The sequence below is a fragment of the Streptacidiphilus cavernicola genome, assembly GCF_042510955.1.
Classification (GTDB): Bacteria; Actinomycetota; Actinomycetes; order Streptomycetales; family Streptomycetaceae; genus Streptacidiphilus; species Streptacidiphilus cavernicola.
Genome location: NZ_JBHFAB010000009.1, coordinates 223,397 through 242,082, shown reverse-complemented (window position 1 = coordinate 242,082; position 18,686 = coordinate 223,397). Strand labels below are relative to the sequence as shown.

Annotated in this window: 20 protein-coding genes and 1 pseudogene; 13 read left to right on the top strand and 8 right to left on the bottom strand. The window is 72.8% G+C overall.

Features of this window, described 5'->3' with window-relative positions:
* Positions 1–1,892, top strand: a 1,892-nt coding sequence (gene cydC / locus ACEZDE_RS15195) for a thiol reductant ABC exporter subunit CydC (RefSeq protein ID WP_380536626.1), incomplete at its 5' end; no start/stop codon positions are given.
* Positions 1,889–3,661: a GAF domain-containing sensor histidine kinase gene (locus ACEZDE_RS15190; protein ID WP_380536621.1), complete on the top strand. Its 1,773-nt coding sequence runs from the start codon at positions 1,889–1,891 to the stop codon at positions 3,659–3,661. The genes cydC and ACEZDE_RS15190, both read left to right, overlap by 4 nt.
* Here the strand turns inward: ACEZDE_RS15190 and ACEZDE_RS15185 are convergent.
* The 3 genes from ACEZDE_RS15185 to ACEZDE_RS15175 all read right to left on the bottom strand — a co-directional run bounded on the left by ACEZDE_RS15185 (position 3,639) and on the right by ACEZDE_RS15175 (position 9,243).
* Positions 3,639–4,460 (bottom strand): HAD family hydrolase, encoded by an 822-nt coding sequence (locus tag ACEZDE_RS15185; protein ID WP_380536617.1) that lies wholly within the window; start codon positions 4,458–4,460, stop codon positions 3,639–3,641. The genes ACEZDE_RS15190 and ACEZDE_RS15185 overlap by 23 nt on opposite strands.
* 39 nt (positions 4,461–4,499) lie before the next feature.
* Entirely contained in the window at positions 4,500–6,068 is a 1,569-nt protein-coding gene (locus ACEZDE_RS15180) for an MFS transporter (RefSeq protein WP_380536614.1), read from the bottom strand.
* A gap of 127 nt (positions 6,069–6,195) precedes the next feature.
* Positions 6,196–9,243, bottom strand: coding sequence for a BTAD domain-containing putative transcriptional regulator (locus ACEZDE_RS15175; RefSeq protein WP_380536611.1), 3,048 nt, complete (start codon positions 9,241–9,243; stop codon positions 6,196–6,198).
* Positions 9,244–9,412: 169 nt separating this feature from the next.
* Between ACEZDE_RS15175 and ACEZDE_RS15170 the strand changes: the two genes are divergently transcribed.
* Positions 9,413–10,300 (top strand): hypothetical protein, encoded by an 888-nt coding sequence (locus ACEZDE_RS15170; RefSeq protein ID WP_380536608.1) that lies wholly within the window; start codon positions 9,413–9,415, stop codon positions 10,298–10,300.
* A 36-nt stretch (positions 10,301–10,336) separates the two neighbouring features.
* On the opposite strand, the gene tatA is transcribed toward ACEZDE_RS15170, so the two are convergent.
* Together tatA and ACEZDE_RS15160 are read right to left on the bottom strand one after the other, a co-directional pair.
* Positions 10,337–10,615: a Sec-independent protein translocase subunit TatA gene (gene tatA, locus ACEZDE_RS15165; RefSeq protein WP_380536604.1), complete on the bottom strand. Its 279-nt coding sequence runs from the start codon at positions 10,613–10,615 to the stop codon at positions 10,337–10,339.
* Between the two features lie 152 nt (positions 10,616–10,767).
* The gene (locus ACEZDE_RS15160) at positions 10,768–11,040 is read right to left on the bottom strand and encodes a chaplin (RefSeq protein WP_380536601.1); all 273 of its coding nucleotides are present in this window, start codon (positions 11,038–11,040) and stop codon (positions 10,768–10,770) included.
* A 225-nt stretch (positions 11,041–11,265) separates the two neighbouring features.
* Between ACEZDE_RS15160 and ACEZDE_RS15155 the strand changes: the two genes are divergently transcribed.
* The 4 genes from ACEZDE_RS15155 (at position 11,266) to ACEZDE_RS15140 (ending at position 13,906) form a co-directional block, all read left to right on the top strand.
* Positions 11,266–12,066 carry a ferritin-like domain-containing protein gene (locus ACEZDE_RS15155; RefSeq protein WP_380536599.1) on the top strand — a complete coding sequence of 267 codons (801 nt, stop codon included), beginning with the start codon at positions 11,266–11,268 and terminating at the stop codon, positions 12,064–12,066.
* Positions 12,063–12,908, top strand: a complete 846-nt coding sequence (locus ACEZDE_RS15150; RefSeq protein ID WP_380536594.1) for a ferritin-like domain-containing protein — start codon at positions 12,063–12,065, stop codon at positions 12,906–12,908. The genes ACEZDE_RS15155 and ACEZDE_RS15150 overlap by 4 nt, the downstream gene beginning before the upstream one ends.
* A 151-nt stretch (positions 12,909–13,059) precedes the next feature.
* Positions 13,060–13,458, top strand: a complete 399-nt coding sequence (locus ACEZDE_RS15145) for a cupredoxin domain-containing protein (protein ID WP_380536590.1) — start codon at positions 13,060–13,062, stop codon at positions 13,456–13,458.
* A gap of 10 nt (positions 13,459–13,468) precedes the next feature.
* Complete coding sequence (locus ACEZDE_RS15140; RefSeq protein WP_380536587.1) at positions 13,469–13,906, top strand: hypothetical protein; 438 nt, start codon at positions 13,469–13,471, stop codon at positions 13,904–13,906.
* Here the strand turns inward: ACEZDE_RS15140 and ACEZDE_RS15135 are convergent, their stop codons facing one another.
* Positions 13,907–14,797, bottom strand: coding sequence for an LLM class flavin-dependent oxidoreductase (locus ACEZDE_RS15135; protein ID WP_380536583.1), 891 nt, complete (start codon positions 14,795–14,797; stop codon positions 13,907–13,909).
* A gap of 63 nt (positions 14,798–14,860) precedes the next feature.
* Here ACEZDE_RS15135 and ACEZDE_RS15130 point away from each other — a divergent pair, with 63 nt between their 5' ends.
* Both ACEZDE_RS15130 and ACEZDE_RS15125 read left to right on the top strand, forming a co-directional pair.
* The gene (locus tag ACEZDE_RS15130; RefSeq protein ID WP_380536581.1) at positions 14,861–15,109 is read left to right on the top strand and encodes a hypothetical protein; all 249 of its coding nucleotides are present in this window, start codon (positions 14,861–14,863) and stop codon (positions 15,107–15,109) included.
* A complete protein-coding gene (locus ACEZDE_RS15125) occupies positions 15,106–15,507 on the top strand; it encodes a DNA-binding protein (protein ID WP_380536578.1) in 402 nt (133 codons plus the stop codon). Before ACEZDE_RS15130 ends, ACEZDE_RS15125 begins: the two co-directional genes overlap by 4 nt.
* Before the next feature lie 47 nt (positions 15,508–15,554).
* Here the strand turns inward: ACEZDE_RS15125 and ACEZDE_RS15120 are convergent.
* Positions 15,555–15,797: pseudogene (locus ACEZDE_RS15120) on the bottom strand (LLM class flavin-dependent oxidoreductase); the annotation flags it as partial.
* 276 nt (positions 15,798–16,073) lie between these two features.
* Here ACEZDE_RS15120 and ACEZDE_RS15115 point away from each other — a divergent pair.
* Together ACEZDE_RS15115 and ACEZDE_RS15110 are read left to right on the top strand one after the other, a co-directional pair.
* A complete protein-coding gene (locus tag ACEZDE_RS15115; RefSeq protein ID WP_380536576.1) occupies positions 16,074–16,355 on the top strand; it encodes a hypothetical protein in 282 nt (93 codons plus the stop codon).
* Positions 16,352–16,744: a type II toxin-antitoxin system VapC family toxin gene (locus ACEZDE_RS15110; RefSeq protein WP_380536574.1), complete on the top strand. Its 393-nt coding sequence runs from the start codon at positions 16,352–16,354 to the stop codon at positions 16,742–16,744. Before ACEZDE_RS15115 ends, ACEZDE_RS15110 begins: the two co-directional genes overlap by 4 nt.
* Before the next feature lie 57 nt (positions 16,745–16,801).
* On the opposite strand, the gene ACEZDE_RS15105 is transcribed toward ACEZDE_RS15110, so the two are convergent.
* Entirely contained in the window at positions 16,802–16,969 is a 168-nt protein-coding gene (locus ACEZDE_RS15105) for a DUF6790 family protein (RefSeq protein ID WP_380536572.1), read from the bottom strand.
* A 154-nt stretch (positions 16,970–17,123) separates the two neighbouring features.
* Between ACEZDE_RS15105 and ACEZDE_RS15100 the strand changes: the two genes are divergently transcribed.
* Both ACEZDE_RS15100 and ACEZDE_RS15095 read left to right on the top strand, forming a co-directional pair.
* Positions 17,124–17,351, top strand: coding sequence for a hypothetical protein (locus ACEZDE_RS15100; protein WP_380536570.1), 228 nt, complete (start codon positions 17,124–17,126; stop codon positions 17,349–17,351).
* A gap of 364 nt (positions 17,352–17,715) precedes the next feature.
* Positions 17,716–18,612: a hypothetical protein gene (locus tag ACEZDE_RS15095; protein ID WP_380536568.1), complete on the top strand. Its 897-nt coding sequence runs from the start codon at positions 17,716–17,718 to the stop codon at positions 18,610–18,612.
* Positions 18,613–18,686: the final 74 nt, after the last annotated feature.

Genomic DNA, 18,686 nt, shown 5'->3' with positions numbered 1-18,686 from the left:
CGGCAGGGGCCGTCAAAGCGAGAAACGGGTGCGAGCGGCGTAGCAAAGGCACCTCGACTCCAAGCACCCGTTTCGCAGCAGGCCCCAGAGCGACTACCCCGACCCGGCCCACCCCCGCTGCCATGCAACCCCCCGCGCCGCAGGCAAACCCCTTGAAGCGGCTACGTACAGGCACCAACGTCCTGCGTACGGCCCTCGCCGTAGCACTTGCCGCGCTGGCGCTGCTCAGCGCGACCGCGCTGCTGGGCACCTCCGGCTGGTTGATCGACCGGGCCTCGCAGCAGCCCCCGGTGCTGTACCTGATGGTCGCCGTCACCGCCGTGCGTACCTTCGGGACGTCGCGGAGCGCCTTCCGTTACGCCGAGCGCCTCCTGAGCCATGACACGGTCCTCCGCTCCCTGGGGAGCGTCCGCGCCACCGTCTACCGGAGGCTGGAGCGCCTGGCCCCGGCCGCCACCGGCCGTACCCTCCGCGGCGACCTGCTGTCCCGGCTGGTCTCCGACGTGGACGCGGTGCAGGACTACCTGCTCCGCTTCCGGCTGCCGGCCCAGGCCGCCGCGCTGGCCGGGACGGCCACCGTGGCCGTCACCGCGTGGATCCTCCCCGAAGCGGGCGCCCTCCTCGCCGCGGGCCTGCTGCTCGCGGGCGTGGCCGTCCCCGCGCTGACCGTCCGTCTGTCGGCCCGTGCGGAGGAGGCGCAGGCGGCGACCCGGGGCCGCCTCGCCGCCGAGACCGTCGCGCTGCTGGACGGCGTCGCCGAACTGACCGTCAGCGGCGCACTGCCGCAACGCCTCGCCCAACTCGGCGCCACCGACCGGACGCTGACCGCGCTGTCCAAGCGCTCCGCGGCTGGGGCCGGCGTCGGCGCCGGGCTGGGCGTCGCGCTGACCGGGCTGACCGCGGTCGGCTGTGCCCTGGCCGGGGTCCACGCGGTAGCCGCAGGCCGGCTCGACGGCGTCCTGCTGGCCGTCCTGCTGCTCACCCCCCTGGCCGCGTTCGAGGCGGCCACCGCGCTCCCCGCCGCCGCGCAGATCCGCCGCCGCAGCACCCGCTCCGCGGCCCGGGTGCTGGAGCTGGTGGACACCCCGGACCCGGTCCGCGAGCCGGCCGAGCCGCTCCCGCTGCCGGCGCAGCCCCTCCCGCTGCGGGTCCGCGGGCTGACCGCGGCCTACCCAGGCCGCGAGGCGACCCCCGCCCTGTGCGGGATCGACCTGACCCTCGCGCCGGGCCGCCGGGTCGCGGTGGTCGGTCCGAGCGGCTCGGGGAAGACGACCCTGGCCAACGTCCTGCTGCGGTTCCTCGACCCGGCCGAGGGCTCGGTGACCCTCAACGGCGCCGACATCACCGCGCTGGACGGCGACGAGGTCCGCACTGCGGTCGGAACCTGCGCCCAGGACGCCTATGTCTTCGATAGCTCGCTCCGCGAGAACCTGCGGCTGGCCCGCCCCGACTGCACCGACCAGGACCTGGCCGAGGCCCTCGCCGCCGCCCGGCTGGACCAGTGGGTGGAGTCCCTCCCGCGGAAGCTGGACACCATGGTCGGCGAGCACGGCGCCCGGCTGTCCGGCGGCCAGCGCCAGCGCCTCGCGCTGGCGCGGGCGCTGCTCGCGGACTTCCCCGTGCTGGTGCTGGACGAGCCCGCCGAGCACCTGGACCTGGCCACCGCCGACGCGCTGACCGCGGACCTGCTCGCGGCGACCGAGGGCCGGACCACGCTGCTGATCACCCATCGGCTGGCGGGCCTGGACGCGGTCGACGAGATCGTGGTGCTGGACGCGGGCCGGGTGGTGCAGCGCGGCAGCTGGCCTGAGCTGAGCGGCGTGGAGGGCCCGCTGCGGCGGCTGTGGCTGCGCGAGCGGGAGGCGGACGCGCTGCTTACGCTCGGGGTATGAGCACCCCGGAGCCCCGTGCCTCGTCGCTCGGGCTGGACGCCCTGGTGACCGAGGTGTCCGAGCGGCTGCACGCGGTGGCCGCGGTGAACGACCGGATGCGGGAGCTGCTGGAGGCCGTGGTCGCGGTCAGCTCGGGGCTCGACCTGCATGTGACGCTGCAGCGGATCGCCACCGCCGCGGCGGACCTGGTGCACGCCGGGTACGCCGCGGTGGGGGTGCTCGCGCCGCACACCAGCGGTCTCGCCGACTTCATCCCGGTGGGGCTGACCGAGCAGCAGGCCGCGATGATCGGGCATCCGCCGGTGGGCCGGGGCATCCTCGGCGCGATGATCGACGATCCGGGCCCGCTGCGGCTGGACGACCTGACCCAGGATCCGCGCGCGGTCGGCTTCCCGGCCGGGCATCCGCCGATGCGGTCGTTCCTCAGTGTGCCGATCCGGATCCGCAGCGAGGTCTTCGGCAACCTCTACGTCACCGAGAAGCGCGACCGGGGGACTTTCAGCGCCGAGGACCAGCAGGTGATGGAGGCGCTGGCGGCGGCGGCCGGGGTGGCCATCGAGAACGCCCGGCTGTACGAGGAGGGGCGGCGCAGGGAGCACTGGATCGCGGGCGCGGGGGAGGTCACCACGGCCATGCTGACCTCGGACGACGCCCATGCGGCGCTGCTGACCGCGGCCGAGCAGGTGCGGGAGCTGGCCGGGGCCGCGCTGGGGCTGATCCTGCTGCCGACCGGCGACGGCGGGCTGCGGGTGTCGCACGCGGCGGGCGCCGCGGCCGGGTTCGTCACCGGGGAGCACGTCCCGGCCGGGGACCAGGTGGCGCTGCTGCTGCGGGGGGAGAGCGTGATCATCGAGGACATGGCGGCCGATCCGCGCACCTCGCTGCGGATCGCCCGGATGTTCGGTCCGGGGATGGCGCTGCCGATGATGAGCGCGGGACGGGTGCTCGGCGCCGTCGCGGTCTGGCGGGAGGCCGGGGCGCCGCCGTTCACCAGGGACGAGCGGGACCTCGCCGAGGCGTTCGCCGGGCAGGCGGCGCTCGCGCTGCGGCTGGCCGAGGGGCAGCAGGACCAGCAGCGGCTCGCCGTCTACCAGGACCGGGACCGGATCGCCAGGGACCTGCACGACCTGGTGGTGCAGCGGCTGTTCGCCACCGGGATGATCATGGAGAGCGCTGCCCGGCAGGCCGAGGCCCCCGAGGTGAAGGCCAGGATCGGCAAGGCGGTGGACGAGCTGGACGCCACCATCCAGGAGGTCCGCACCACGATCTACGCCCTGCAGCACGACGACACCCCGGACGGCGGCGGCGACCTGCGCAGCAAGGTGCTCAGGGAGGTGTCGCAGGCGGCGGGCCCGCTGGGGTTCAAGCCGTCGGTGGCCTTCAGCGGACCGGTCGACTCCATGGTCGGCGAGGAACTGGGACGGCAGCTGGTCGCCGCGCTGCGGGAGGCGCTGTCCAACGCGGCCCGGCACGCGCGTTCCTCGGCGGTCGCGGTGACCGTGGACACCACCGCGCACATCGCCGAGGACGGCCGCCCGGCCAGGAGCGGCCCCACCCCCGAGGGCGACCTGGAGAGCGCGCTGCGCGGGGCGGGCCGTCCGGCGGTGCTGCTCACCGTGGTCGACGACGGGGTCGGCATCCCGGCCGAGGGGCGGCGCAGCGGGCTGCGCAACCTGGCGGACCGGGCCGCGAACCTGGGCGGCGCCGCCTGGTACGGCCCCGGGCCCGGTGGGCGGGGGACCGCGGTCAGCTGGACTGCTCTGCTCTGACCTCGGCGACCAGGGCCTCGATCACCGCGGCGACGCCGTCCCGGTCGTGGTCGCCGGCCCGCAGCGCGGTCGCGGCCAGGACCTCGCTGTGCGCGTTGGCGACTGCGTAGGCGGTGCCCGCCCAGGCCAGCATCGGCAGGTCGTTGGGCATGTCGCCGAAGGCGACCACCTGGTCGGCGGTGATGCCGCGTTCGGCGCACCAGCGGGCCAGGGTGGTGGCCTTGCTCACGCCCAGGGCGCTGATCTCCAGCATCGGGCTGGAGCGGGTGATCTCGGCGAGGTGGCCGGCCGCCCGGTGGGCCCGGCGGAGCATCTCGTCGGGGTCCAGACCGGGCGCCTTGACCAGCATCTTGAAGACCGAGGCCGCTTCCGGGCCGGCCAGGAACTCCTCGGCGGGGGCGATCCGGCGGAACTCCCCGCCGTCCCAGACGCTGTCGCAGCCGAGTTCGTGCGAGAAGCCGCCCGGGTACTCGAACGCGAAGGCCGCCCCGGGCAGTTCGGCCCGGAGCGCCCGCACCACGGCCAGGGTGTCGGCGGGGCGCAGCGGGAAGGACTCCACCAGTTCCTTGCGCCGGACGTCGTAGACGGCTCCGCCGTTGGAGCAGATGGCGACCCCGTGCCGGCCGATGTGCCCGGTCAGCGACTCCATCCAGCGCGGTGGCCGGCCGGTCACGAAGACGATGGAGATCCCCGCCTCCTCGGCCAGGGCCAGCGCGGCCTGGGTGCGGTCGGACACGGTGCCGTCGCTGCGGAGCAGGGTGCCGTCGAGGTCGGTGGCGATCAGGCGGGGTGGGGTCACCCGACCATCCTCGCTCACCGGAGCCGGAACGCCGACAGGTCAGCCGACCAGCAGGGTCTCCGGCGCCTCCGCGTGCTGCTCGTCGTCGATCACCTTCGGCACCCCGCGCAGAGCGAACAGGGTGGCCACCGCGCCGACCGCGAGGATGCCGGCGCCGATCCCGGTGCTGAGGTGCAGGCCGTGCACAAAGGCCTGCTGGGCGGTGTGCAGCAGCTCCGGGCCCTGCGGTGCGGGCAGTGCCCGGCCCGCGGTGGTGGCCCCGCCGACGTTCTGGTGCGCGGCGGCGGCGACCGGGGCGGGCAGCCCGGCCGGGAGGTCCAGCGCCCGGCGGTAGCCGCCGGCCAGGACGCTGCCGAGGACGGCGATGCCCAGGCCGCCGCCGAGCTCCATCGCGGTCTCGCCGATCGCCGCGGCGCCGCCGGCCCGCTCCTTGGGGGCGGTGGCCATCATGGTGTCCATGGTGACGCCGAAGACGAAGCCCATCCCGACGCCGTTGAGCAGGACCACCGGCGCCATGACCCAGTAGTCGGTGTCCGCGCCGATCCAGCAGAGCCCGGCCATGCTGACGCACATCAGCCCGAGGCCGAGCGCGGCGGTGCGGGCCCGGCCGAGCCAGTTGATCATCGCGGCGCAGGACGGACCGCCGATCATCGCCCCGAGCGGCCCGGCCAGCGAGGCGAGGCCCGCGGTGAGCGGCGACCAGCCGCGGACGTCCTGGAAGTACTGGGAGAAGGCCAGCGACAGCGCGGACACCGAGACGATGGTGACCAGGTTCGCCCCGACCGATCCGGCGAAGGCCCGGTTCCGCAGCAGCGGCAGGTCGATCAGCGGGTTGCTGATCCGGCTCTGCCGGAGCCCGAAGGCGGTCAGCGCGGCCAGCCCGACCGCGGCGGCGGCGAGCACCCCGGGCCGGGTGAAGCCGTCGTGGGTGCCGATCTGGATCGCGTAGACCGCGCCGAACAGCCCGGTCACGGACAGCAGCACGCTGGGCAGGTCGAGCCGGCGCGGGTTCGGGTCGCGGGACTCGACCAGCAGCAGCGCGCCCGCGGTGATCAGCACCAGCATCACCGGCACGTTGATCAGGAACACCGAGCCCCACCAGAAGTGGTCCAGCAGCGCGCCGCCGATCAGCGGGCCGAGCACGAAGCCCATCGCGCCGACGCCGCCGTCGATGCCCAGGGCCAGGGTGCGTTCCCTGGGGTCGGTGAAGGTGGCCCGGATCAGTGACGCGGTGGACGGCATCACGGTGGCCCCGGCGGCGCCGAGCAGGACCCGGGCGGCGATCAGCAGTTCCGGGCTGCCCGCGTAGGCGGTGAGCAGCGAGGCCAGGCCGAAGCAGGTGGAGCCGATGACCAGCAGCCGCTTGCGGCCGATCCGGTCGCCCAGGCTCCCCATCACCACCAGCAGGCTGGCCAGCGCGAAGCTGTAGGCATCGGCGATCCAGAGGATCTGGGTGGAGGACGGGTCCATCTCCCGGACCAGGTCCGGGACGGCCAGGTTGAGCACGGTGTTGTCGATCCCGAGCAGCAGCGCGGCTGCCGCGCAGACGGCCAGGGTCCCCCACCGACGAGCGGCGGAGACAGCGGGAGTACGCGTCGAAGAGGTCATACCGGGACTCTGACCGGCCCCGCTGACCGTCCGCTGACCACGCTCTGACCGTCCGGGTCCGGTCGCGGGGGGGCGGGGAACGGCGCTGACCAGCGGTCGCCCCCGAGCCGCGCCCTCGCTCAGGGCGTCACCCGCCGCCCCGGGCCTCCGCCAGCACCAGCGCGATCCCGTCGGCCCCGCCCTCGACCCGCAGCCCCCGCGCGACCCGGCGCAGCTCCTCCGCCCGCTCCGCCCGGCCCTCGAGGTCCAGCACCGCGGCCACCGCCTCCGCCGCCTGGGCCAGCACCGGCAGGTTCCGTGCGTCCAGCTCCCGTGGCAGCGCCCGCCGCAGGTACTCCCGTGCGGCCTGCGGCTCCCCCTCCGCGCCGGCGATCCGGCTGAGTTCCAGCAGCGCCGAGACCCGCAGCCAGTCACCCCCGAACCACCCCGGCGGCGTCGCCGCGACCAGCGGCTCGCACAGCGCCCGCGCCCCCGCCAGGTCTCCCCGCAGCCGCGCCACCGCGGCCTCGCAGAGCCGGACCCGGGCCACGCTGTCGGCCGCGCCGACCTCGCGGAACAGTGCCGCGGCCCGCTCGCAGTCGGCCAGGGCGGCGTCCAGGCTGCCGCTGCCGATCCGGCGTTCGGCCCGGTTGCAGAGCAGGTCGGCGATGTCCTCGGTGGCGCCCAGCTCCGCCGCCAGCCGCAGCGACTCCGCGGACTGCCGCTCGGAGAGCCGGTGGTCGCCGCGCCAGTAGCTGAGCCCGGCCAGCTCGCCGAGGGACATGATCATGCCCCAGCGGTCGCCGATCCCCCGGAACCTGTCCATCGCCGCGCTGAACTCCCGGTCGGCGGCCTGCGGATCGGCGTCCACGTAGAGCAGCCGGAAGCCGTCGCCGATGTGCATCAGACCGCTGTACCAGGGGTCGGTCCGCCACAGCGCGCCGTCCTCGACGGTGAACTCGCCCATGTCCTGCGGCACTCCGGTGAACGGCGCCCAGAGCAGGAACAGTGCGGGCAGCCGCCCCGGGCGCTGTCGCAACTCCCGTACCAGCTCCTCGGCGACGGCCAGATGGTCCGCCAGTTCCTGTTGCCCGCCCGGAAGTTGGACGGCGAGGATGACGCAGATCGCGTACTCCTCGGCCAGCCCCGGCGGCGGGTGGGGACCGCCGAGCGACTCCAGCACCCGGCGGGCGTAGGGGCCGCCCTCGAAGCGCAGCCCGCGCAGCAGCCAGTAGCCGGCCAGCTCGCCGATCAGCCGCAGCGCGGCGCCGGTGTCCGCGTGCCGCAGCGCGGCGTTGAGGTTGTCGTGCTCGGCGGACAGCAGCCGCAGCCAGCGCAGCTGCTCAGCGCCGCGCAGCTGCGGCTGGGCGGTGGCGGCCAGCCCGAGGAAGTAGTCCAGGTGCGCCTGCCGGGCCGCGGTCTCCTCGCCGGACTCGGCCAGCCGCTCGGCGGCGTAGGCGCGGACGGTCTGCAGCAGCCGGTAGCGCACCTCGCCGTCCGCCTCCTGGGCGACCACCAGGGACTTGTCGACCAGGGCCCCGATCAGCCCCAGCGGGTCCGGGTCGGCCAGGACCGCTTCGGCGGCCTCCAGGGTCCAGCCGCCGGCGAAGACCGAGGCCCGGCGCAGCGCGCCGCGCTCGGCCTCGGGGAGCAGCTCCCAGCTCCAGTCGACGACGGCGCGCAGGGTCTGCTGCCGGGGCCGCGCGGTCCTGCTGCCGCCGGTGAGCAGCCGGAACCGGTCGTCCAGCCGGTCTGCGATCTGACCGGGCGACAACATCCGCAGCCGGGCCGCGGCGAGTTCGACGGCCAGCGGCAGCCCGTCCAGGCGGCGGCAGATCTCGGCGACCGCGGCGGCGTCCCGCAGCGGGTCGAAGCCGGGGCGGACGGCGCTGGCCCGCTCGGTGAACAGCTGGACCGCGGCCGGTTCCGGCAGTGGCGGCAGCGGCAGCAGGTGTTCGCCGGTGATGCCCAGCGCCTCCCGGCTGGTGGCCAGGACGCGCAGCCGGGGACAGGCGGCGAGCAGGTCGGCGGCGAGTACGGCGGCGTCCGCGACCAGGTGCTCGCAGTTGTCCAGCACCAGCAGCAGGTCGCGCTCGGCGAGGGCGGAGGTGAGCCGGGCCAGTGTGCTCGGGCCCTGGCTCCCGGTCCCGAGCAGGCCGGAGCCGCGCAGGCCCAGCGCGCTGAGTACGGCCTGGGCCAGGTCGCTGCCCTCGGCCAGGTCGGAGAGGTCGGTGAAGCAGCTGTCGCCGGGGTGCCGGGCGGCGGCCTCGACCGAGATCCTGGTCTTCCCGGCGCCGCCGGGGCCGGTCACCGTCACCAGCCGCGCGGTGCGCAGCAGTTCGGCGATCCGGGCCAACTCCCGGTCCCGCCCGACCAGCCCGCTGAGCTGCGCGGGCAACGAGGTTTCACGTGAAACACGCGAGCGAGGAGGGCCCGCCGCACCGCCGGTGAGCTCTCCGCGCAGCACCGCGAGGTGCGCCGCGGCCAGCTCCGGGCCCGGGTCGGCGCCCAGCGCCTCGGCCAGTGCGTCCCGGGTCTCCGCGTACGCGGCCAGCGCTTCGGCCTGACGTCCGTCGCTGTGCAGCGCCCGCAGCAGCAGTACCGCGAGGTGCTCCCGCAGCGGGTGCGCCGCCAGCAGCTCGCGCAGCTCGGGGACCGCGGCGCGGTGCCCGCCGAGGGCGAGCACGGCCTCGATCCGGTCCTCCGCCGCGGCGAGCCGCCGCTCGTCCAGCCGGACGGCCCGCGGCCCGGCGAAGGGCGCGTCGCCGACGTCGGCCAGTGCCGGGCCCTGCCACAGCGCCAGCGCCTCGCCTAGCAGCTCGGCCGCGGCAGCCGGGTCGCCGCAGGCCAGGGCCTCGCGTCCGCGCTCGGCCAGCTGGGTGAAGCAGTGCACATCGACCTGTCCCGGGTCGACCGCGAGCCGGTAGCCGGCCGGGTGACGCTCGATCAGCTCGTCGCCGCCGCCCGCCGTTCGGAACACTCCGCGCAGCCGGGAGAGCCGGGCCTGCAACGCGTTGCCGACCCCGGCCGGGGGCTGCTCCCCGTAGAGCCCGTCGATCAGCTGGTCGACGGTGACGACCCGTCCGGCGTCCAGCGCCAGCAGGGCCAGTGCCGCCCGGCGTCCGGGCCCGCCGAGCGCGACCGGTCGCCCGTCGGCGTCCCACGCCCGGGTCGCGCCCAGCATGCCGAATCTCATCGTTCGATTCTCCCGCACGTCACCGCTCCGCGGGGACCCCAGTGGATGTTCACTGGACTTTCACAAGGGCTCGTCCCGGAGACCGCTGACATGAGACGATTTCAGGTCGGTACGGTTGAATCGGCGTGACGCCGAACCGACCGGAACAGGACGTCCGAGGGGTGGGGCTGTGGGGGGCACGATGCAGTTGGAACGGGTGCGGCGGGAGATAGCACACGAGTCGGCCCGGGTGCTGTGGGGCAACGACGCCTGGGCTGAGAACAACCTCGGCCAGCGGCGGATGCTGAACCGCCGCCGGGCCCGTCCGGCGGTGGAGCTGGACCCGGCCGGGAAGGCGCTCGGCGCGGTGGTGGCCCGGCAGGGCTACGCGGTCCAGGACCCCGGCTACCGGGCCGGACTCATCGAAGAGGTCAGGCAGGGCTACGAGGACGTGATCACCGACGACTCCGCCACCTTCGACATGGGCGGCCGGATCAAGGACGTGGTCCGCTACGTGGACGACCCGCTGGCCAAGGTCCCGGCCATGCGGGAACTGCTCACCGCCCCGGTGCTGCGCACCCTGGACGCCTACTACGGCGGGCTGTGGCGGGTGCAGCACGCGCGGATGTGGCGGATCAAGCACCTCACCGAGGAGCAGCGGAAGGTCCACCACTACGGCAACCTCTGGCACTGCGACCAGCACCCGACGTCCACGCTGAAGTTCTTCGTGCAGATCAGCGAGGGGGTGACCGCCGAGGGCGGCGCGTTCCGGCTGCACAGCGTGCCGACCACCCGGCGGATCATGCGCAGCGGCTACCTCGGCCAGGGCTGGGCCAAGGGCCCGGCCAGGGCGATGCTGGACGACCCGGCGCTGGTGGTCCCGTTCGATGTCCCGGCCGGGATCGGGGCGTTCTGCAACACCACCCGCTGCCTGCACCGGGCCGGGATCCCGCCGGAGGGCACCACCCGCGGCATGGTCCAGTTCACCTTCGTCCCTGCCGACGCCCCGCGCCCGGTCGGTGAACCGTTCCACGGGCTGCTCCCGGACACCAACGTCGCCGAGGGGAAGTTCGCCTGAGCGGCGGGCTCGGGTGCTACGGCCTCCGGGCTGCTGCTAGCCGACCCGGTCGGGCTGCTGCTGCGCCGACTCCTCCCGGGCGCCGCCCCGCGGCGCCTCGGCGGTGGGCAGCGAGGTCGCCCCGGTGCGGGCGGCGGCCGGGGCGGGGGTGTCGTTGTCGGTGTTGCTGTCGGTGCGCATGGCCTGGGTCTCGGACTTCAGGATGCGCAGCGACTTGCCCAGGGCGCGGGCGGAGTCCGGCAGCCGCTTGGCGCCGAACAGCAGCAGCACCACCACGGCGATGATCAGGATCTCCAGACCCCTGTTCTCCAGCATGTCCGCTCCTCGTCGCTCGTCCGGCTGTCCGTCTTCGTCGTCGTTCGTCGTCCGGTATTCGTCACCGCCGCCCCGGCGGATGGGTGCCCCCGGAGTGCCGGTGCCGTGGTCACGACGGCACCGGCGCTCCGGGGGCCGCGCCCGGGGTCGGCTCAGTTGTTCCAGCCGCCGCCCCAGGACCCGCCGCCGCCGTTGCTGCAGCTGTTGCCGAAGGCCGGGTTGAGCAGGCCGATCACGCTGACCGAGTTGCCGCAGACATTCACCGGGACGTGGACTGGGACCTGCACCAGGTTGCCCGACAGCACGCCCGGCGAACCGGCCGCGACACCCTGGGCGCCGGCGTCGGCCATCGCCGCGCCCGCCCCGCCGGCCAGCACACCGGCCGTCGCCGCCACCGTCAGCAGAACCTTCGAAGCCTTGATCACGTGCACTCCTGAGAGATCGTCAAACTGTCCGCACCCGCCGCGTCCGCGCCGGGCGATGTGCTGCTGATTCGCGGGCCGCCCGGCCCCGGACGGGCGGTTGGTCCCGGGTTCACCCGATGGGGTGAAGTCAGGAATATCCGAGATCCGGACCCATCCGATCCCGATCCGGCTGCGAAGCATGGACACGAGCTGCCGGCACAAGGCCGGTGCGCTGGTCGTAGTTTCGTGGCACAGAGATGGGGCGTGATGGGCGAGGAGAACCTCGATACCCGGCTGCTGGCGGAGTTGACCGAACAGTCGCAGGACCTGAACAGCGACGCGTTGCGGATCACTCGTGAGGCCCTGACCGAGTACGGGCAGCAGGAACCGGAGCGTCGTTGGTGGCAGCGCGGCGGCGCGGTCGCCACGCTCGTGGGTGGGGCGGCGCTGCTGGGCACGGTCCGTGCCTCGGCCGCCTCCAGCGACGACATCATGGCGCTGCAGACGGCGGCGTCGCTCGAGAACCTGGCGGTCAGCGTCTACACCACCGCCGCCGGGCTGCCGTTCATCAAGAACGGCAACAAGACGGTGGCGGCGTTCATCACCAAGACCACCAGCCAGCACACCGCGCACGGCCAGGCGTTCAACTCCGCGGCCACCCAGGCCGGCGGCAAGGCGCAGACCGCCGCGGACCCGAAGTACCTGGCCGTGGTCAAGGCGGCGCTGCCCACCATCAAGTCCCCGGCGGACGTGGTGAAGCTGGCCATCACCCTGGAGGACGTGGCCGCGCAGACCTACACCAGCTACGTCGGCAAGGTCAGCGACCCGCAGCTGCGGAAGCTGTTCGCCTCGGTCGCCCCGGTGGAGGCCCAGCACCGCTCGACGCTGCTCGCGGTGCAGGCGCTGCTGGCCGGGGGACACCCCGAGCTGATCGCCATTCCCACGGACGCCGCCAAGCTGCCCGCCGCGGCCGGCAGCGTCGGGTTCCCCGACGCGTTCTACCCGACCAAGAATGCTTCTCCGACCAGTGAAGGGGCTGTGAAGTGAGTGCTGGCAACGGTGGCTGGGAGCTGCCGATCTCCGAGGGCGAGCTGTCGCGGCTGACCCGAGAGCTGGACGAGGCGCACCGCGAGTACCTGCCGGCGATGCACAGCGCCGCGGCGAACCTGGGCGAGGAGCTGCGCACCAAGCAGCAGCCCAGCGCCGACCAGGTCCGCGAACTGAGCGTGGCCACCCGCCGCCGGTTCCTGGTGGGCGCGGGCGGCGTGGCCGCCGCGTTCGCGCTGGCGGCCTGCTCCAGCAGCAGCTCTTCCAAGAGCAGCGCCACCGCCACCGCCAAGGCGGTCGCCGGTTCCGCCAGCGCCGGGGCCTCCGCGTCCAGCATGTACACCGGTGACCTCCAGGTGGTGGCCCTGGCCACGGCGCTGGAGAACCAGGCGGTCGGCGCCTACGGCGCCGCCCTGACCGCGGCCAAGGCCGGGAAGCTGGGCACGGTGCCGCCCGCGGTGGCGACCTTCGCGACCACGGCGATGGCGCAGCACAGCGACCACGCCAAGGCGTGGAACGGCGTACTGACCGGCGCCGGCAAGCCGGCCATCACCAATGTGCCGCTCAGCAACCAGCCGGCCACCCTGCAGGCGCTGGGCGCGGTCACCGACGTCGGCGGCGTCGCCAAGCTCGCGCTGCAGCTGGAGCAGCAGGCCGCGGAGACCTACCTCTTCGCGACCTACAACGTCACCAGCCCGGCCGGGATCGCCACCGCGGCGAGCATCGCCCCGGTCGAGGCCATGCACGCCGCGATCCTCAACTTCGTCCTGGGCCAGTACCCGGTCCCGGACGACTTCCTGCCGGTCGACAAGGCCGCCAGCCCGAGCCTGCTCACGGTCTGACGCTCTGTCCGCGGGATCTGACGGTGCGCCACCACACCTCCTCCTGTCCCACCGGGGGCGCACCGTCACCCCGCACCCCGTGTCCCTTCCGGCTCCCACCCCGTCGCCCCGCCCCCGTCCCCCGTCCCTCTCCTGATCCGAGGCTGATGACATGTTCCACTTCTGGAAGCGTGCCGCCGGACTGACGGCGGTGGTGGCGTTCGCCCTGGTCGGGTGTTCGAGCACGGCGGGCAACGGTTCCGCTACGGCTCCGACGGCTTCGGGTACCGGCTCCGGTGCGAGCGCTGCCGCTACGGCCGGTTCGACCATCGTGATCGACAACTTCGGCTACATGCCGCAGAGCCTGACCGTCAGCCCCGGGCAGAAGGTGACCGTGGTGAACAAGGATTCCACCCCGCACACCCTGACCGCGTCCACCGGCAAGGCCTTCGACACCGGCACCATCGCCGCGAAGAGCAGCGGCAGCTTCACTGCCCCGACCACCCCCGGCAGCTACCCCTATATCTGCAGCATCCACCAGTTCATGCACGCCACCCTCGTCGTGAAGTAGGGACAATCCCATGGCTGTTCTGCGTATGGTGCTCCGCATCGCCGCCGCCGCGGGCCTGGCCGTGGACGCGGCCGTGCACGCCGAACTGGCCGGCCAGTACGACGCGGTCACCGCCACGATCAGCCAGGGGACGCTGTTCCGCATCGAGGCCGGTGCCGCCGCGCTCGCCGTCCTGCTGGTGCTGCTCTGGCGCAAGCTCCCGGGCGACCTCTTCGGCTGGCTGACCGCGCTGGCCGGGCTGGCCGCGATCCTGCTCTACCGCTACGTCGACGTCGGCGCCTTCGGGCCGTTTCCGGACATGTACGAGCCCATCTGGTCCACCGACAAGGTCTGGGCCCTGGCCGGGCAGGCCCTCGCCGTCCTCACGCTGACCCCCTGCCTGCTGACCGGCCTCTCCCGCCTTTCCCGCAGCAGGCGATCCGCAGGCCGGTCCGCAGGTCCGGAGTAACTAAGGCTTCAGCTGCGCCAGCCCCTCGACAGCGATCTGCTCGAACACGGCGAGGTCGTTCGCGAAGATCGAGTCCGGCACCGGCCAGTGCACCACCAGCTCGGTGATGCCGATCTCCTGGTAGCGGCCGGCCCAGTCGACGAAGGCGTCCAGCGAGCTGAGCGGCCTCTCCGCGGTGGAGCCCTGCAACAGCACCTTCTCCAGCTCGCCGACGTCCCGCCCCCGCGCCTCGCACGCCGCCCGCAGCTTCTCCAACTGCGCGGCGACCACCCCCGGCGCCTGCTCGACCGGGACGTCGGCGGGCCCGCGCGGATCGCCGTAGGTGACCCAGCCCTGCCCGTACTCGGCAGCGAGCCGTAGCCCGCGCGGCCCGGTCGCGGCGACGTAGAACGGCACCCGGGGCCGCTGCACACAGCCGGGGATGTTCCGGGCCTCGACGGCGGAGTAGAACTGTCCCTCCCGGGTGGTGACCGGCTGCGTCAGCAACTCGTCCAGCAACGGCAGGAACTCGTCGAACCGATCCGCCCGCTCCCGCGCCGTCCACTCCTCCTGCCCGAGCGCAGATGCGTCGTACCCGGTCCCACCCACCCCGATCCCGACACTCAGCCGCCCACCGGACACGTCGTCCAGACTCATCAGCTCCTTGGCCAACACAACCGGATGCCGAAAGTTGGGAGAGGTGACGAGCGTTCCCAGCCGCATCCGCTCGGTCACCGTCGCAGCCGCGGTCAGCGTAGGCACCGCCCCGAACCACGGCTGGTCCCGGAACGACCGCCAGGACAGGTGGTCATAGGTGTACGCGGCGTGGAACCCCAGCTCCTCGGCCCGCCGCCACACCTGCCGCCCCTCGAACCAGCGATGGATCGGCAGAATCACAGTACTCAGTCGCATACCGGCGACCCTATGCCCGCGAAAGCCCGACGAAGCTGAGGCATACCGCAGTATGCTTGGTTTATGGCTGCTACTACCCGGATCACGGTCACCCTGCCCACGGAGCAGGTGGCCGAGCTGAAGAAGCTTACGGACAACGTCTCCGGCTACGTCGCCGAGGCAGTCGCCCGGCAGATCAGACACCAGTTGCTCGGCGAGGAACTGCGCCGCTACGAGGAGCAGCACGGTGCGTTCACGGAAGAGGAACTCGCCGCCGCGCATGCGAGGATCTCCGGCTCGGCCGGGCCCGCGAACGCGGCTGACGCCGCGTGAGCGAGCGTGTGGAGACCGTGGTGCTGGACTCTCAGGGGCTGTCCGCCTGGATCTCGCAGGACCGTGGCGTGCTGGCGATGATCCGCTCCTTCCACTCCATGGCGGCTGACCTGGTGGTCTGTGCCAACACCATCGTGGAGGTCATGCACGCACGAGTGAACACCCCGCGGCTGAACTGGGTGCTCTCGCAAGTCAAGACCGAACCGGTCACTGAACAGGCCGCACGAGCCTCGGCCGAGTTGCTGAGGCAGACCGGCCTCCATGGCCACAAGTACGCCATCGATGCGACAGTCGCGGAGATGGCTCTGCGCCAGCCGGGACCAGTGGCCATGCTCACCTCGGACGTCGACGACATGGCCAAGCTCTGCGGCACACGTATCCGCCTCATCTCGATCTGAACCCGAGTGGGAACCAGAACCCTCTAGGCAGGCGTTCCCGCAGGTCAGACCGTGATGGGTGAACGAGGATAGGCAGACGTGACGAGGGTGCCAAGTCGGATCCGCTCGGTCGCCGTTGCCGCGGCGGTCAGCGTCGGCACCGCCCCGAACCAGGGCTCATCCCGGAACGACCGCCAGGACAGGTGGTCGTAGGTGTACGCGGCGTGGAACCCCAGCTCCTCGGCCCGCCGCCACACCTTCTGCCCCTCGGACCAGCGATGGATCGGCAGAATCACAGTACTCAGACGCATGCCGCTGACCCTACGCGGCTGGCCGCCCCACTCGCATGACCAGACGCTCCATCAACCAGGAGATGCCAGACCTCGGGGTCGAGGGTGACCGTGGTGTATTCCGTGTAGTCCGTGACGACCATGTCGGTGCGGTCGGATCGGGGCGGTGAAACCGGAGGCGTCGAGCTTGTTCAGCAGGAGGACGAAGTGCTGGACGAGGGCAGAGCGGTGGCTGGTCTGCCCGACCAGCCCACGGATCGGACTTCATCTTGATAGGTCATGTATTACACTCTGCACATGGACAAACAGCGCCCTGGCAAGACCCAGGTTACCAGCGTCTCTCTGCGCGCCGAGACGCTGGAGGCGATCCGCGCACGCGCTGGGAAGCAGGGAGTCTCCTCCTACATCGAAGAGGCCGTGCAACGGCAGCTCCAACGCGAAGCCATCGACGAGTACATCGCCGCCGCCGAAGCCGAACACGGGCCAGTCGATGCGGCCGAGGTTGCCGCTCGGGCCGAGCGCATCCGCGCCCATCACGCTGCCCACCGCGGAGATGCCACTGGAGCGGATGCCGCGTGAGCGGCACCCTCGTTCTCGACAGCGAGGCGCTCTCCAAACTCTCCCGCCGACACCGGGACATGACTGTGTGGCTGGACGTCGCCCGCACCCTGGACCTGCTGGTTGTGACGAGCGCGGCAACGCTGGTGGAAGCGCGTGATCCCAAGCTGCCACAGGCGGCGTTCGACCATGCTGTCTCGCTGACCAAGGTGCGCCCGGTCACCGAGGAGATCGCGCGCACTGCGAGCAAACTGCTCGCAGCTGAAGGGCTTCACGGCCACAAGTACGCCATCGACGCGATGCTTGCCGCTACGGCCCACTTGGAGCACGGGGACGTGACGGTCGTGACCAGCGACGTCGAGGACCTGCGCCAGCTGTGTCACGCGCGCATCGCCGTCGAACAGGTCTGATCCGCGGCCGTGGCGTCCCCGGGTCCAACTCCGCGTCGTCGCAGGTTGCCAGCGTGGTCAGGCGGCAGGGTCGGTGGTGTGGCCGCGGTCCCGGCCTGTGTGGTGGATGTCTCGGGCGGCGAGGGCGATCATGACGGCCGGGATGAGGATGCCGCCTGTGTTCCCGGCGGCGTGGTCGCCGTTGGCGAACCAATGGAAGACGTGGCCGATCGTGGCTCCCCACAAGAACGCGGCTGCTGCCAGCCCGCTACAAGAACGCGGCTGCTGCCAGCCCGCTGGTGAGGCGCTCGCGGGGCGACGCGGACGCACCACGGAAACCCTGGGCCTGTCCGGCCCCGCCGTCAGCCGCTCCCTGCGCCCACTGGAGACGGAGGGGTGCGTGGCGATCAGCGTCGACCCCGCCCACCGGCGCCGGCGCCTGGTCACCCTGACCCCCGCGGGGCGGGGCGCCTTCCTGGCCGAGGGCAAGCCCCTGGAGGAGGAACTGCGCATCGCCCTCCAGCAGGCCGGCTTCCCCTATGACCGCTACCTCTCCGACACCCGACGGCTCGCCGCGCTGCTGACACCCGAAGAGCCACGGCGGACGGCGAAATCCCGCAAGGGGTGAAGGGGTGGGGGTGGGCCGGGTCCGGGCGGGTCTGCTGCGTCGGCGGCGCTCTGGCAAAACGGCCTTAAGTGTGCAAAGGGATTTTTTCCCGCTGCTCGCCGATGGAGTTGGTACCGATCATATAAAGAAGTTGTTGTGACTTCGGTTAGTTGGTGATAATCGCTGATCGTGCACGTCAGACGCCGTGCCGCGAGCAGAGGTGTGAGGGTAGTCGGTGGGCGAGGACACAACGGGTCCTGATCTGACGGAGGGTTCGGCGGAGAGCGGGGGCGAAAATTCACTGATATCCGGACCGAATCTCTCGAAGCATCCCGGAACCCCGCAGGACGCCATTCCCGGCGCGGTTCCTGACGAGCCGCCGACCGTGGCGCTGCCGCCGGTTCCGGCGGCGGTCCCGGCTCCGGCCACCGCCCCGGCCGCTGTCCCCGCCCCCACCCCCGCTCCGTACTACCCGCCGGTGCCGCCGCCTCCGGCCGGGTACCAGCCGTTGCCGGTCGACGGCGACGGCGGGCCGCGGGCGCCGCGTTCGCGTAAGGGGATGTACCTCTCCCTCGCCGTCGCCGGGTGGCTGGTCATCGCCGCCGGGACGGCCACCGCGGTGGTCGCGGTCGGCAAGGACGGCGACACCTCGACCGTCGCCGACAGCGCCCCCGTCGCCACCGCGTCGGCGACCCCCTCGGCCGCGCCGACCACGGCCGCGCCGCTGCCGACACCGACGGTCGCGCCGTCGCCCACGTCCACGGTCAAGGGCACCGTCTCCGGCGGCGGCTCCACGCACCACGGCGACCTGCGGTTCTTCCTGCTGCCGGTGCCGTCCGACGCCGTCGCCTACGGCAACCAGGACGGCGACAAGCTGTCGGTGAGCGCCCTCGCCAAGAAGCTCGGCAACCCGAGCACCAGCAAGCGGATCCTCAACGAGTACGGCTGCTCCGGCGGCGCGACCCGGACCTACCGCACCAACGACGGGACGTACACGGTCGAGACCCAGCTGATGCACTTCAGCGGCTCCGGTTACGCGAGCGACTGGGTCACCGGGCTGAGCTTCGGAAAGGGCAAGTCGTTCTCCATTCCGTCCGTCTCCGGGGCCAGGGGCATCGCCTTCGACCCGTCCGACCCGGAGGGCGACGGCGAGCTGTTGGGCGTCGCGCATGTGGGCGACGTCGAGTACGAGATCACCGTCGACGGGACCGGCAAGCTGCCCCACTCGGTGCTGTCGGCGCTGATGCAGCGGGAGAAGAAGCATCTGACGACCGGTCACTGAGCGGGTCGGTGCCGGACCCTGCCGACACCGACTGCTGCTCCCCGCCCCAGCCAGCCCTTCTCTCGCCCGAGACG